The organism is Corallococcus sp. AB030 (genome assembly GCF_003668965.1).
Classification (GTDB): Bacteria; Myxococcota; Myxococcia; order Myxococcales; family Myxococcaceae; genus Corallococcus; species Corallococcus exiguus.
The window spans coordinates 1-13649 of sequence record NZ_RAWQ01000248.1; the positions used below are offsets into that span (position 1 = coordinate 1).

Sequence of the window (13649 nt, forward strand, 5' to 3'; positions counted from 1 at the left end):
GCGCGCGACAGGAGGAGGGGTGGGGGCTCGGGGCGAGCCTCGTGGTGGCGCTCGTCCTGCTGGTCCTGTCCGTGGTGGCGCTCCTGCTGATGCGCGCCTCCGTGCAGTCGCGGGTAATGGAGCGCTCGCTGGACCTGCAGGAGGTGGGGCTGCTGGGGCGGGCCTTCAGCGACAAGGTGTCCCTGGCCAACAGCGCGCTGCTGGCGGGCGGGCAGTCGCTCCCCCGGGACACGGCGCAGGCACGGCGGCGCTTCCTGGGCACCGCGGAGCGGCTGTCCGCGCGGCTGGACACTCCCGAGGACGAGGCGTTGGTGTGGGAGGTGCGCGCCGCGGAGCAGGAGCACGAAGCGGCGCTGCGCGCGCTCGTGGGCGCCCAGACGCCCCAGGAGCAGAAGCAGGCGCGCGAGCGGCTCGCGCGGGCCCATGGACATGTGCGCGAGGCGCAGGCCCAGCTGGAGCGCAAGGTGCAGGAGCGGCTGGCCGTGGAGAACCGGACCTCGGTGCGGGTGGACCGGTGGGAGACGGCGCTGCTGCTCCTTGCCTGCCTGCTGGGGCTGACGGTGGCGGGGGTGCTGGCGTGGGTGCTCCACCGCCGGCTCCACCCGCTCCGGCGCGAGGCGGCAGCCAGCGCGCACCGCTTCCAGGCGCTGGTGGAGGGCGTGCGCGACTACGCCCTGGTGCTGCTGGACGCGCGCGGGCGGGTGGCCAGCTGGAACCCGGGTGCGGAGCGCATCAAGGGCTGGAGCGAGGCGGAGATATTGGGCCGCCCCAAGTCCGTCTTCTACACGTCCGAGGATGCGGCGGCGGGCAAGCCGGAGCGGGAACTGTCCCGGGCCCTCCAGGAGGGGCGGCTGCACACGGAGGGCTGGCGGCAGCGCAAGGACGGCTCGCGCTTCTGGGCGGAGGTGTCCATCACCGCGCTGCGCGACGAGGACGGCCATCCCCAGGGCTTCTCCGTGGTGACGCGCGACATCACCGAGCAGCGGCGCCAGGAGCGGGTGCAGGAGTTGCTGGCGGAGGCCGGCCGCGTCTTCCACCAGTCCCTGGACCCCGACCTGACGGCGGCGGAGGTGGCGCGGCTGCTGGTGCCCGAGGTGGCGGACGGCTGCATCCTCTATCTGCTCACGCCCGCGGGCGAACTGCGGCCCCGGGCGGTGACGCACGTGCAGCCCGAACGCGAGGAGAGCCTGTGGGAGGCCCTGCGGCGGTTTCCGCCCCGCTTGGGCATGCCTCCGGTCGTCTGGGAGGTGATGCGCACCGGGCGCTCACGGATGGACGTGGAGGTGGAAGTGGACGACCTGGCGGCCTCCGCGGAGACCGACGACCACCGGCTGCTCATCGAGCGCATCGCCATCGGCTCCTCCATGGTGGTGCCCCTGCGCGCGGGCAGCGAGACGCTGGGCGCCTTCGTGCTGCTGACGGCCCGGGGCCACCGCCGCTTCACGCAGGCGGACCAGGTGCTGGTGGAGGAGCTGGCGGGCCGCGCGGCGCTGGCCCTGGAGAACACGCGGCTCCTGCGCGAGGCGCGCGAGGCGGTGGACCTCATCGCCGTCACCGCGCACGACCTGGGCAATCCCTTGCAGGCGCTGCAATTGCTGCTCAGCAAGGTGCAGCGCTCGCAGGCGGCGGGCCGTGACGAGGACGTGCGGCAGGGATTGGTGGTGGCGCGCGGTCAGGCCCAGCGGCTGGGACAGCTGCTCCACAACCTGCTGGACCTGTCGCGGCTGTCCTCCGGCAAGCGGCTGCTGGACGCGGCGCCCATGGACCTGGGGGAGCTGGCGCGCGAGGTGGTGGAGCGCTTCGCGGATGCCGCCGTGGAGGCGGGCTGCGACCTGCGGCTGGAGGTGGAGGACGGGCAGGTGGGGCAGTGGGACCGCATCCGACTGGACCGGGTGGTGACCAATCTCTTGTCCAACGCGCTGAAGTTCGGCCGGGGCCACCCGGTGACGGTGTCGGTGTCGGCGCTGGACGCGGACCACTCCCGGCTGAGGGTGCGCGACGAGGGCGTGGGCATCGCGCCGGAGGCCCAGCGCCGCGTCTTCGAGCGCTTCGAGCGGGAGCGCGCCGCGCGGACGAAGGCCGGCTACGGACTGGGGCTCTACATCGCCCGCCAGCTGGTGGAGGCGCACGGCGGAGTCATCCGCCTGGAGAGCGTGCCGGGGCAAGGCGCCACCTTCACGGTGGACCTGCCGCGCGTGCCCCGGCTGATGGAGGAGACGTCGGTGGCGGAGTCGCCTCCGCTCCACCCGTGACGCCCGCTAGAGGTGCAGCGAGGGCACGGGGGCGACGAGGCCGGGCTGGATGGGGAAGTCCGCGGGCAGCTTCTCGCGCTCCTCCAGCCGCTCGAATTCCAGCGAGTCGTGCGCGCAGAACACCGTCACCTGTTCGCCGTGGCGCTGCACCAGCTCGCGCAGCCGGCGCAGGTTGTACCAGCGCATCCACCCGTCCTTCTGCATCAGCTTCTGGTAGGCGCGCAGGCCGGCGGTGCACCGGTAGCGGTCCAGGTCCATCTCGCCATGGTAGAAATAAGCGTCGCCCGCGTGCAGCAGCCACCCCTCCCCGGTGTCGATGGCCACGCCCGCGTGTCCCAGCGTGTGGCCCACGAGCGGCACCAGCAGGATCTCCGGCGGCAGTCCGGTGAGCTCGCGCACGCAGTCGAAGCCGAACCAGCCTTCACCCCGGTGGGGGACGTAGGTCTCCCAGCGCGTCTCCTTGGACCACTGCATCGGGCGGAAGCGCGCGCGGTCCAGCCAGGTCTTCTGCGCGGTGGCCACGCGGTACTCGTCCGCCAGCACGTGCACGCGCGCGTGGGGGAAGTCATCCAGGCCGCCCGCATGGTCGAAGTCCAGGTGCGTGAGGACGATGTCGCGCACGTCGCTGGCCTGGAAACCCATGCGTTCCAGTTGGCGGATGGCGGTGGACTCCTCCGCCAGGGCGGGGCGGCAGAGCACGTCCCGGAACAGGCCGTTGAGCCGCACGCGAGGCGCGTACACGTCATTGAGGCCGTAGCCGGTGTCCACCAGCACCAGGCCGCGTGGCGTCTCCAACGCCAGACAGTGGCAGGTGAGCGCCGCCGGGCCGGTGAAGCCGCGCCGCCCATCCATGAGCCGCCGGCCGGGCGGGCACATCGTGGTGCAGTTCAGGTGGTGGATGCGCATGGCGGCTCCGCTCCCAATCAAAGGCGGCGGCTGTCCGGCGGCGGGTGGACCGACGCGGGAAGCCCCCTTCCGTTCGTTCAGGGCAAAAGTGCGCCGTGGGCTCCGTGGGAGGAATCACCGCGCCCGCACAGGACAAGGGCTCGCCCGCCCGGGGGGCGTCAAAACGCCACTCAGGGGGCGGAAGACTGCCCGGCCGCTTCCCTTTCGAGCGATGGAGCCGACATCAGCACCAGCGCCTCCGCGTCAGCGACCGGACGGTGCTCGATGCCGCGGGGGATGATGAGCAGCTCGCCTTCTTCCAGCTCCACGGTGCGCTCGCGCAACTCCACCCGCAGGGTTCCCCGGGTGACGAAGAACAGGGCGTCGCCGGTGGCGTGCCGGCACCAGGGGCCGGTTCCCGTCAGCCGCACCAGGTGCACGGGCTGGCCGTGGAGCATGCCCACGGGCCGGGCAATGCCAGGCGCCGGCAGGTCGGTGGAGGCGTGGGCCAGGTTCACCTTCTCCACGGGGGGAAGGGACGCGGAGGCAGGCGGGGCACGGCGGCGAGAATCCCAGCGAGGGGGACGGCCACCGGCGAGGGGTGGGGTCCGGAGAATCGTGCTCATGCGACAGGGACTCCTTCAGGGGGGACGCAGTCCCACCCCCTCATGGGTTGTCTTTCTTTCTGCCAGAAACAGGGCCTGTGTTTCACCCCCTGCCACGGGGGCCGGTCCGGTATCCGACGGATGGCGCCGGTAAGATAGGGATTGCTCCGCCGGCATGCCGGACCCCGGGTGTCCACTGCCGGAGATTTCACCGTGCAGTGACGAACGGGCGGCCCCGGGGGGCGACGGGGTCCGGAGCCGCTGCCCCCTAGCGTCCCTGGCTCCGCGCGTCCCGACGCGGGGCTTCCGGGGACGCTTTCCATATGCGCCACATCGTTCCGGTCCGTGCGGCACGGGCCCTGTCGCCGTTCGTGCTCCTCGTGGCGGCCATGGCCCACGCGGACGGACCGCCCACGCGCGAGGAATACTTCCGCTACGTGCCGCTTTCGTATCCGCGCATCGTGAGACAGACGGAGGCGAGTGTCGCCCTGTCGCTCTACGGCGACCCGAACGACCCGGCCTGGCGGGACGAATCCCCGCGCGACGGCGTGGATGACACGCGCCATCAGGTCCTCCAATCCCTGGCGGTCCGCTTCGCGCCGTTCATGGTGAAGAACACCTACACCTTTCCCTCCGACCACAAGGTGTTCCGGGACCAGCCCGGGGGGTTGTTGCTCAACCTGGACACCTGGGACCTGGCGAAGTCTGGCGCGGTGTTGATGCGCAGTGACTCCATCAACTTCTCCAGCCTGGGCCGGCCCTGTCCGGAGGACGGCGCGCCGGAAGTGACGCTGCGCACGGAGTCCGCCGGCCAGGACGCGCGGGACGACTGCCGGCTGGTGGGCCTGCTGCGCGAGTTCCATCCGGACCACCCCACCATTCCCCGGCTGCGGCAGGGCGCGGTGGACGCGGAGCGCGCGCCCTTCACGGTGATGTATTTCGACTTCCCCGGCTACGACCCGAAGACGTGGATGGCGGCGTACAAGGGTGCGGTGGACGGCCAGCCCGCGCGCCGCTACCTGGGCACGGAGAAGGTGTACGCGCATCCGTTCATCCATGCGGTGAAGGGCACGCAGAAGGGGCCGCCCGGCTACGAGCTGCTCATCCAGTACTGGTTCTTCTATCCCTTCAACGCGGGCGGCAACAATCACGAGGGGACTGGGAGCACATCGCGGTGGCCGTCTCTCCGCGCTCGGCGGTGGGGCGCACGCTGACGGAAGCGGAGCTGCGACGCATCCTCCAGGGGGACTGGACCGCGGACGGCGCGGACCCGCTGGTGATGAAGCGCATCGAGTACTTCTTCCACCACAACAGCATGGTGTTCGACTTCGCCCGCCCCAATGCCTACCTGCCCCGCGAGCAATGGCAGGCGCAGCTGGACGCCCGGGGAGAGGACCGGCCCGGGGAGAAGAAGCTCCTCGCGCGCGTGCGCCGCTACGTCTGGGCGGACGAGGCGGAGACGGTCATCAACACGCACCCCATTGGTTACATTGGCGCGGACTCCAAGGGATTGGAGCAGCTGCTGGCCTGTCCAGGACCGCACGCGCGGGAGTCACACGCCACGTACCCGGTGCCGGGCGTCTTCAAGAACATCGGCCCCGCGGGCTCCACGGAGGCGGTGCGGCAATTCTTCGACCACCAGGAGTACCTCACCCACCCGGACAAGCCGCTGCCGGAGGAGGTGGTGCGCTACGACCTGGCGTCGCGCATCGACCTGGTGCCGGACTGGGAGCGCGTCTACGACCTGGCGCTGGTGGACGGGCAGGTGCGGCGCGAGTGGTCCTGGCTCATCCTGCCCCTGCGCTGGGGCTTCCCCATGGCGAGGTCACCGCTGTCGGGGCTGGTGGCGCACTCGGACATGGGCAACCTGTCCATCGTGGGGCCGGCCTTCAACGAGGGATGGAACCGCCCGGCGCCCAGCGCGGGGTTCGATTTGTACGTGCCGAGCGAGCTGCCGTGGTTCTTCCCGCTGGACGTCCAGGACGACTTCTACAACAACCTGGGGTTCCTCAACGCGCCGGTGGCGTTGCTCATCACGCTGCCGCCGCTCGACTTCCTCTACCGGGTGGTGGGGTTGCCGGTGCGAGCGGTGGTGGAGAACCACCAGCCCGTCTACACGCCGCAGGAACGGCTGCCGCGCCGTCGCTTCACGGTGGAGGCGGGCGTGGGCGTGCAGTTGCTTGGAGACGACTTCACGGGGCTGCTGCTCAACGACCGGCAGCTGGGCGAATGGTACGGGCAGCTCACGGCGTTGGATCCGGCCATCGCCGGCAACATCAACGACCCGGACCTGGTCCGGCCGGTGGTGCGCCCCGCGGTGTCGGCGATGCTCAAGGTGAGCTTCTACCTGGGGGACAAGTTCACGTCGGAGGACACGCTGTTCCATTCGCGCAGCACGCTGGGATTGGATGTGCCGCTATCGGACGGGGTGTCTGTCTTCCAGCTGAGGACGAAGCTCGACATGTGGGAGTACGCGGGGAGCCTCCGCTACAACTTCCTGCGAGACGGCTTCCAGCCCTACGCGAAGGTGGGCTACGGGCTGACGTGGTACCGGTTGGAGGACGGCAGCATCAACGGGCAGGGGATGGCGAACCCGAACTCGTATTGGGTGCGCCGGCCGGGCTTCTTCCGCAACCTGTGGCCCAACACGCTGCACCTGGGAGCGGGGGTGGACGTCATCCTGGTGAAGGACTTCATTCCAGGACTGCACGGCGTGGATGGAGGCCTGCGCGCGGGCTACATCCTGTCGCGCCACGAATTGGGCGTGAAGGACCTGACTGGCGACAACGGGCTGCAGGGCATCGTCGTGGAGCCGGTGCACGTGTATCGCAACACCTTCGAGTTGCTGGGCACGCTGAGCTTCTGACGGCCATGGTTCAGCCCCTGCGCGTGGTCCGGTAGGCCTGAGCGGGATGCTTGGGGTTATCGGGATGGGTCCGTTCGAGGAGACCCTCTTCGACCATGGCCTTGAGGTGCCGCTCCGTCAGCTTGTCCGGGTTGTAATGCAGCTCATAGGCAAGCTCCGCAGGGAGCCAGGGCCGAAGCGAGGTAAGCGCCATGATGGCCTCGCGCAGGGCTGCCTTTCTGGGTCGGGGACCTAGTTTTTCGATGATCTCACGCGCCTTCGCGTCGATTTCCTTTCGGACAGCGACCTCCCTCAATTCGTCCGGAGCACCCCCCAATCCGTCCGGAGCACCCCCCAATCCGCGGCCAGGGTCTGTCCCACATTCACCCGCAGCGTGACGACCACGGCGCCCGTGACCTCGGCGAACTCCGGGGCGGAGAGTCCGGCGGCACGGCACATCTCGGCGACGCGGTTCGTGCCCCGGCCCCATTTCTCGATGAGTCCGGCACGGTAGAAGACCTCCGCGATGATGGGATTGCGCTGCACCGACAGATGCGGACGTGTGAGCGATTCAGGCGTGATGCCTATCGGGTATCGCCCCGCGCTCCATATCTCCACGCGGTCGTCGAAGATGGCGAGCGATACCGCGCCACCCGCGATGCTGTAGTCCCGGTGGATGAAGGCGTTGACCAGGAGTTCGCGCATCGCATCTGGCGGGATGAGCGGACGGTCGACACGCTGCAGGCGGCCCGATTCGATGCGGCCAGCCAACGGGAAATGCCGCTGGCAGAACAGCTCGGCTTCCTCGAGCAGCCGGAAGGCCGGTCCGCGCACGTTGCGTTGGTCAAGGAACTCGGTCTTGTCGGTGCCTCGAAACCGGGCCATCCGCAGCTCGCACTGGGGATGATGGGGAAGGAACGTCTTGCCAAAGAGCACGACCGCCGCGCGCAGGAGCCTGCCCTTGTGACGTATGCCAAGGCGGTCGAGCAGCTCGGGCAGGCCCCGCCCCACCGGGCCCGCCATATTCGACGCTGTTCACTCCGGGCCGACGCCTCACTCGCGCGTGCGGCGTACGGACCGGGACCCTGCGTTCACGCGCGGAGACGGTGTGTCGCCGTGCGCCGGCGTCCGTCGACTACAGGCAGTCCACCAGGCCGTCGTAGATCGTCGTGCTGGTGCCGGGCAGCGTGGCGTAGAGGGGCGAGGTCCCGGAGAGCGCCGTCAGCAGCGAGGCCATCGTGGTGCCGCTGGCCAGCGGGCTCTGGCAGGTCCAGGTCTGCGTCTGCACGGAGAATCCACCCGTGGACGGGTTGAGTTCCTCGTTGCTCGCGGCGAACACCCAGACGCACTGGCCAATGACACCCGTCCCGCTGTTGACGGAACACTGGAAGCGCAGCGACTGGATGTTGCTGTAGTCGCCCTCGCAGAACGTGTCTCCACAGATGTCGTCGAAGTTCTCCTTCATGTTCGAGCGCAGCTCCAGCCACGAACGGATGTTCATCACGGAGCACCTTCCTGGAAATAACCGCCCCACGGACGGAACGGTCACCCGCAAGGCGACTCGGGTTTGACAGGAAGTTCAAGCAAAACTTCTTTCACAAAGATTTCGCGGTGATGTCTGATGAGCGCCTTCCCCTCAAGGAAAGGCCGGTTCCCCCATGCGGTCATCGCTGCGCCGTCTTCCCTCTGTCCTGAAGTTCACGGCCGTCACCACGGCGTTGATGTGGCTCTCCGCCTGCGGTGAGGGCGTGCTGGAAGAAGAGGAGCTGTTCGCGCAGGGCCGGCAGGCGCTGTTGAACGGCGTGGGTTCGTCCGCGGCGAGGGCGGCGCTGACGAAGCGGTGGGCGCCCATCCACTACCAGGACGTGGACGTCACGGGCTCGCATTCGCTGAGTGGCAAGTCCGACTTCATCACCCGCGTGGACTTCGATGGGGACTGGAGCGGGACGAACAACTGGGACAACACCGGCTCGCGAGCCCTCACCGCGCACGCCTACCAGTCCGTGGTGGAGACCTCCACGCACTGGTACCTGCTCTACACGTTCTTCCACCCGCGCGACTGGTCCGACTCCATCTTCGACACCGAGCACGAGAACGACGGCGAGGGCGTGCTGCTCATCGTGAAGCGCGACGGCAGCGAGTACGGCGCGCTCGTGGGCGCGGTGACGGTGGCGCACAAGGACTTCTACTCGTTCGTGCCGTCCGGCAGTCCGCTCGGGTCGGGGTCGGAGTCCATCGACGGTACGCTGTCCATGGCCTCCTTCGAGGGCGAGCTCCACCCCATCACCGCGCAGGAGGCCAAGGGCCACGGCCTCAAGGCGTGGCCGTACTACGACATCGTCGGAGACGGCGTGAAGTACTACCCGTCGCTCACGCTGGCGGAGCAGCCGTCGTCCGCCACGGACTCGGACGTGCGCTACAAGCTGCTCGACAGCTTCAGTCCCACCGACGGCTTCTGGACGCGCCGCGACCTGACCACGCTGTTCTCCTCCGACGGCACGTTCCGGGGCGACACCAGCGGCGGCTGCGGGCTGGTGGCGGGCAACTGCGGCACCAACTCCGCGAACGCGCCCTGGGGCTGGGACGACCAGAACGACGGCCCCATCCTGCGAGGGGAGATCGCCAAGGACCCGGCGAAGCTGGCCGCGTACTACTTCAGCCCGTCGTCGCAGTTCTCCACGACCTACACGTTCAATCCCTTCCAGAACATCGGCAGTCCCAACCAGCCGTGAGCCAGGAGGCGTCCGATGACGGAGCCCGCTTCCTCAAGTGGGAAGCGGGCCCGTGTGTTTCATCCGGGGCGTCCGTTCAGCGCACCCAGCTCACGTTGCTGTAGGCCTTCGCGCCGTCCGCGCGCTCCGTGTTCGTCAGCGGCGCGTAGACGCGCGTGCTGATGGTGTTGGCCGCGGTGTCGACCTCCACGAGCCGCGTCGGGTTCGTGGTGCCATCGTGGAACGTGTTGAGCATCTGGTAGATGGTGTTGCCGTTCACGCCGGTGTCGGTGCGGTAGGCGGCGTTGCCCACGTGGCCGGAGAAGACGAAGCGCACGTTGGCGTACTGCTTGATGAGGTTGTCGAACACGTACTGGGGGCTGTTGTTGCCGTAGCCACCGTTTGACTGCTCGATGCCGCCGCTGCCGTTCAGGTGTGAGTGGGTGATGATGATGACGTTGTGCTGGGGGAACTGGGCCAGCACGGTCTTCGCCCAGTTCACGGCGTTCGTGCGAGCCCACAGCTCCAGGTTCAACACCAGCCAGTTCAGGCCGCCCGCGTTGAACGTGTGGTAGGCGTTGTCGCACTTGCCGGACTCGAACACACCGCCCAGGGCCTTGAAGCGGGACAGCGGGAAGTAGGTGTTGAAGGTGGCGGTGTTGCGCAGGTTGGCGTTGACGTTGCCGGGGCATGCGCTGCCGCCCTGGCACACGGCCGCCGTGTCGTGGTTGCCCAGGGCGATGGCGTAGGGAATCTGGGCGGTGTCGAGCACCTGGTAGGAATCACTGGCGCGCTGGTAGTGGAGGTGGTCGGGCGTGTCCCAGTCCATCAGGTCGCCGGTGTGCAGCACGAAGCGGATGTCCTGGGCCGTCTTGTTGTCGGCGATCCACTGCATGCGCTGGGTGAGCCGGGTGGGGGCGTAGACCGTCTCCTGCTGCGTGTCGGGGATGACGACGAAGGTGAACTTCGTGTCCACCGTGGTGGGCGCGGCGTAGAACTGGATGCCCTCGTTGGTCCAGCCCGCGGTGGTGAGCGCGTCGCGCTCCGCCTGGGTGACGGCGTGGCGGTGTTTCTTCAGGCCCGGGTTGTCGAAGCGGTAGACGGGCACGAGGCACGCGTCCGCCGTCTTGGACGCATAGAAACCCACGCCCTCGTCGGTGGTGAAGCCGGAGGCGATGAGGTTCGAGCGCTCGGTGGCGTCGATGGTGACGATGTGTTCACCCCGGCTGGGGCTGTAGAGCCGGTAGACGGGGGACAGGCCGGTGCCGGAGGACTTCGCGGCCTTGAAGGGCGTGCCCCGGTCGTCGGTGTAGCCGTAGGTGGTGGCCGCGTTGGCGGCCTCGTTCGCATTGAGGGTGAGGAGGCTGTCGCCCGAGGACGGACGTACCCGGTGATACACGGGGCCGCTGAACGCGGCGCAATCCAGCGCCGCCGTGGTGCTGCCCAGGTCCGACGCGGGCATCTGCTGGGGTTCAGGCGCCTCGCCAGGACCGCAGGCGGACAGCACGCCGGTCAGGGCCAGGGCAGCGAGGAGGGAAGAAGGCTTCAAGATGTGCTCCCGGTGAAGTCAAGATGTTCAAGTTAAAAATGAATTGCTGGGATGCGCATAGCATTGGTGGAGGGGCCGGAGAAGGCACCTGTCGAGGAGTGTCGCGAGTGCCACAGGGGCAGGATCGGATGAATGCGCGCAAGGCCGGGGTGTGGGGGCTGTTGGTCGTGCTGCTCACGGGCTGCGCCAGCGGGCCCACGGTGCGGTTGCGCACGGAGCGGGGAACGTGGACCTACGCCCCGGAGACGTGGGACCGGCGGGTGCCGGTCAGCGCTCGGGAGTTCGAGGAGGCGCTGGCGCGGCTGGTGCTGGAGGTGCCGCTGACGGTTCGGTCACCGAGGGTGGTGCGCGCGGTCGCGAAGAAGGGAGCGCAGTTGGACCTGGGGTTCGGGTTCATGCTGCGGGACGGGTACGGACGGTGGTGCCGGGCGCATGAGGCTCCGGGAGATTGTTTGTCCTTGCTGGAGGACGGCGCGGGTTTCGGTGAGTTGGACCGGCTGACGCTCGCGGTGACGATGCTGGTGAGTCACGGAGTGACGATGGGGCTGTCGTCCGCGCTCGCGTGGATGCCGCGTTTCCCGGACGCGGTGCGGCTGGGCTCGACACAGGCGGGCTTCAACCCGGCGCGCGTGCTGGATGTGAGCGCGGTGGCGGTGGTGGACGGCGTGGTGGAGGTGACGCTCGCGTCCACGGCGGTGGCCATGGCCGCCATGGGCCCTCCGCCTTCGAGTAGCAGCGCAGGTGGCCCGGGCAAGTGGGTGCAGGTGAACGAGTCGATGTCCGACCGCGCCCGCGACTACCAGGCCCAGGTGACTGGGGCACCAAAGGGCTCCGCGTACCGGCTCAAGGTCGGAGACGATGAGGTCGACTTCGACGGCTATGACCTGGTGGAGGATCTGCTGCTGGAGGCCAAGGGCCAGGGCTATGAGAAATTCATCAAGGACAACATGGAGATGAAGGACTTCTTCAAGGGCTTCCGAAAGATGCTGGTTCAGGCGGATCGCCAATTGGCCATGGCGCAGGGAAGACGCATTCGCTGGATTGTCGCGGAGGAGCGATTTGCCACCTTCCTCAAACAGGCCTTCCTCAGCACCGGGCGCAGGATAGAAGTCGTCCACATCGCCCCCCTCCAATAAGGAATCCTGGAACCATGTCCGAGACGTACTACGCAGGCTGCTATTGGCTGGCGCGTTCAGAGCCGGTCGAATCCTGTGCTCAGCGTCTTGCATCCTTCATCCAGCAGCTGGGCCCTTTGGAGTCCACGTGGAACCGCTGGCACCAGACGGCGGCCAATTTCGAGAAGGCCCGGAAGCGCCAGGTCCATACGGATGAAGAAACACTCGCGAAGCTCATGATGAGCAAAGCCCATCGTTTCATGGGCAGCTCCAGCTTCTGGCTCTGGGCGGGAGAGAACGAAGAAGAAACTTCGAGCGTTCACGGCAACTGCGGGAGTGCTTCCATCCATTCATGCTCCGTCTGCGTCCTCAACACCGGCAGTCGGGGCAGTGTCGGGGAGCGCGTGCTGACCGCGCCCGTCCTCGCCGGTGTGATACGGGCCATGGTTCTGGCGTGGGAGCCGGAGACCGGAATCGCGACCTCCCATGCGCATCTGGAGCAGCTCAAGGTCGATCAATTTTCATCGCCCGGCACCTTCGTCGGCTGGGTCATGTACTTCGCCGACTTCCGAGGCCCCGTGCCCCCACTGCCCGCGCCCGTCCAGGTGGAGCACATCCCCAACCGGGGCACGCTCATCACCCTCACTCAGGAGAAGTTCACCGTCTCCAATCCGGCCCACGTCGCCCTGGCCGCGGACGTCCAGGCGCGCCTCCAGGACGCGGGGCTGCTCACGCCCCTGCGCCCCTGGGGCACCTGAGCCCTCAGTCCGGGTAGAACATCGGGTCGCGCGTCGCCACGAACGACGAGATGGCGTGCGCCACCTCCGACGGCAGCGTGGTGAACTGCACACCCACTCCAGGCATCAGGTCCGGGGTGCGGTCGTTGCCGTCGCGCGCCCAGCGCACCACGCCGTTCACCGTCAGAGGCCGGCCCCCCGGCAGCGTGAAGTCCAGCTCCACAGGCGTTCCGCGCGGCACCGCCTCCACCGTGGCGATGAAGATGCCGCCCTCGCTGATGTCCATCGAGAAGCCGGTGAAGAAGTTGGAATCACTGCGCGTGTCGATGGTCGTGTGCATCCGCACCCGGCCCGCCTTGCGCGCGTCGCTCTTCGCCGGAGTGACGGCCACGGGCGCGCGCGCCGGAAGCCGCTCCGCGCGCGTCGGCGCCTCCGTGGACGGCTTCTCCGGGGACGGCCGCAGGGCCGGGGGCGGGACGACCTTCTGGGTCTCCGCCTCCGCCGCGCGGCGGGCCTTCTGCTCGGCCTCCTCTCGGGCCCGGGTGGCGTCCTCCACCCGCTTCAGGTCGGACTCGGCGGACGACAGCGCCTTGTCTACCCGGGCGGCGTCCTCCTGCTGCACGCGCAGCGCGGACTGGAGGTCCAGCCCGGCCTGGCGGCGCGTGTCCAGCGCGGCCTCCCGCGCGTCCAGGGCCTTCTCACGCAGCCGCGTAAGCTCCGGGGACGGCTCGGGGGATTCGGTGTCCTCCAGGCGCATGGCCCACTGGGACAAGCGCGAGTCCCCGGCATGCTCCGGCCGGGCGAGGGCCTGGCGCATGCGGGTGAGCCGGTCGGTCAACGCGGCGGCATCCGCGGTGGAGCGGGCTACCTGTTCGGCGAGCTGCGCTTCCAGCCGGGCCATGTCGGCTTCGGCGCGCGCCAGATCGGCTTCCCGGGAGGGGGTGGGGGAC

The 13649-nt window shown here is 68.7% G+C and carries 13 protein-coding genes; 6 read left to right on the plus strand and 7 right to left on the minus strand.

What is annotated here, in order from left to right:
* Positions 1–2252, plus strand: a 2252-nt coding sequence (locus tag D7Y15_RS38020; RefSeq protein WP_121755634.1) for an ATP-binding protein, incomplete at its 5' end; no start/stop codon positions are given.
* Positions 2253–2258: 6 nt separating this feature from the next.
* On the opposite strand, the gene D7Y15_RS38025 is transcribed toward D7Y15_RS38020, so the two are convergent.
* Complete coding sequence (locus D7Y15_RS38025; RefSeq protein WP_120581600.1) at positions 2259–3158, minus strand: MBL fold metallo-hydrolase; 900 nt, start codon at positions 3156–3158, stop codon at positions 2259–2261.
* Between the two features lie 170 nt (positions 3159–3328).
* Positions 3329–3763, minus strand: a complete 435-nt coding sequence (locus D7Y15_RS38030; protein WP_121755626.1) for a cupin domain-containing protein — start codon at positions 3761–3763, stop codon at positions 3329–3331.
* A 302-nt stretch (positions 3764–4065) separates the two neighbouring features.
* Between D7Y15_RS38030 and D7Y15_RS38035 the strand changes: the two genes are divergently transcribed.
* The gene (locus D7Y15_RS38035; RefSeq protein WP_121755627.1) at positions 4066–4956 is read left to right on the plus strand and encodes a hypothetical protein; all 891 of its coding nucleotides are present in this window, start codon (positions 4066–4068) and stop codon (positions 4954–4956) included.
* On the plus strand, positions 4917–6608 hold the full coding sequence (locus tag D7Y15_RS38040) for a hypothetical protein (RefSeq protein ID WP_121755628.1): 1692 nt from the start codon (positions 4917–4919) through the stop codon (positions 6606–6608). The genes D7Y15_RS38035 and D7Y15_RS38040 overlap by 40 nt, the downstream gene beginning before the upstream one ends.
* 10 nt (positions 6609–6618) lie before the next feature.
* Here D7Y15_RS38040 and D7Y15_RS44435 read toward each other — a convergent pair whose 3' ends face one another.
* The 3 genes from D7Y15_RS44435 to D7Y15_RS38055 all read right to left on the minus strand — a co-directional run bounded on the left by D7Y15_RS44435 (position 6619) and on the right by D7Y15_RS38055 (position 8091).
* A complete protein-coding gene (locus D7Y15_RS44435) occupies positions 6619–6801 on the minus strand; it encodes a Fic family protein (protein ID WP_126936209.1) in 183 nt (60 codons plus the stop codon).
* A 98-nt stretch (positions 6802–6899) separates the two neighbouring features.
* Positions 6900–7610, minus strand: a complete 711-nt coding sequence (locus D7Y15_RS38050) for an ATP-binding protein (RefSeq protein WP_121755629.1) — start codon at positions 7608–7610, stop codon at positions 6900–6902.
* A gap of 112 nt (positions 7611–7722) precedes the next feature.
* Positions 7723–8091 carry a hypothetical protein gene (locus tag D7Y15_RS38055; RefSeq protein WP_233605248.1) on the minus strand — a complete coding sequence of 123 codons (369 nt, stop codon included), beginning with the start codon at positions 8089–8091 and terminating at the stop codon, positions 7723–7725.
* 154 nt (positions 8092–8245) lie between these two features.
* On the opposite strand from D7Y15_RS38055, the gene D7Y15_RS38060 reads away from it, so the two are divergent.
* Positions 8246–9319, plus strand: a complete 1074-nt coding sequence (locus tag D7Y15_RS38060; RefSeq protein ID WP_121755630.1) for a hypothetical protein — start codon at positions 8246–8248, stop codon at positions 9317–9319.
* Positions 9320–9395: 76 nt separating this feature from the next.
* Here the strand turns inward: D7Y15_RS38060 and D7Y15_RS38065 are convergent, their stop codons facing one another.
* Entirely contained in the window at positions 9396–10847 is a 1452-nt protein-coding gene (locus D7Y15_RS38065; RefSeq protein WP_121755631.1) for a metallophosphoesterase, read from the minus strand.
* Between the two features lie 128 nt (positions 10848–10975).
* On the opposite strand from D7Y15_RS38065, the gene D7Y15_RS38070 reads away from it, so the two are divergent.
* Positions 10976–11983: a restriction endonuclease fold toxin 5 domain-containing protein gene (locus D7Y15_RS38070; RefSeq protein ID WP_121755632.1), complete on the plus strand. Its 1008-nt coding sequence runs from the start codon at positions 10976–10978 to the stop codon at positions 11981–11983.
* Between the two features lie 14 nt (positions 11984–11997).
* Positions 11998–12720, plus strand: a complete 723-nt coding sequence (locus tag D7Y15_RS38075) for an immunity 52 family protein (RefSeq protein WP_121755633.1) — start codon at positions 11998–12000, stop codon at positions 12718–12720.
* A gap of 4 nt (positions 12721–12724) precedes the next feature.
* Here the strand turns inward: D7Y15_RS38075 and D7Y15_RS38080 are convergent.
* On the minus strand, positions 12725–13649 hold a 925-nt coding region (locus tag D7Y15_RS38080; protein WP_121755635.1), incomplete at its 5' end, for a TIGR02266 family protein.

Coding starts and splice junctions, on each gene's coding strand:
- D7Y15_RS38025 (WP_120581600.1), bottom strand. CDS start 3,158: ATGCGCATCCACCACCTGAACTGCACCACGATGTGCCCGCCCGGCCGG.
- D7Y15_RS38030 (WP_121755626.1), bottom strand. CDS start 3,763: ATGAGCACGATTCTCCGGACCCCACCCCTCGCCGGTGGCCGTCCCCCT.
- D7Y15_RS38035 (WP_121755627.1), top strand. CDS start 4,066: ATGCGCCACATCGTTCCGGTCCGTGCGGCACGGGCCCTGTCGCCGTTC.
- D7Y15_RS44435 (WP_126936209.1), bottom strand. CDS start 6,801: ATGGCGCTTACCTCGCTTCGGCCCTGGCTCCCTGCGGAGCTTGCCTAT.
- D7Y15_RS38050 (WP_121755629.1), bottom strand. CDS start 7,610: ATGGCGGGCCCGGTGGGGCGGGGCCTGCCCGAGCTGCTCGACCGCCTT.
- D7Y15_RS38060 (WP_121755630.1), top strand. CDS start 8,246: ATGCGGTCATCGCTGCGCCGTCTTCCCTCTGTCCTGAAGTTCACGGCC.
- D7Y15_RS38070 (WP_121755632.1), top strand. CDS start 10,976: ATGAATGCGCGCAAGGCCGGGGTGTGGGGGCTGTTGGTCGTGCTGCTC.
- D7Y15_RS38075 (WP_121755633.1), top strand. CDS start 11,998: ATGTCCGAGACGTACTACGCAGGCTGCTATTGGCTGGCGCGTTCAGAG.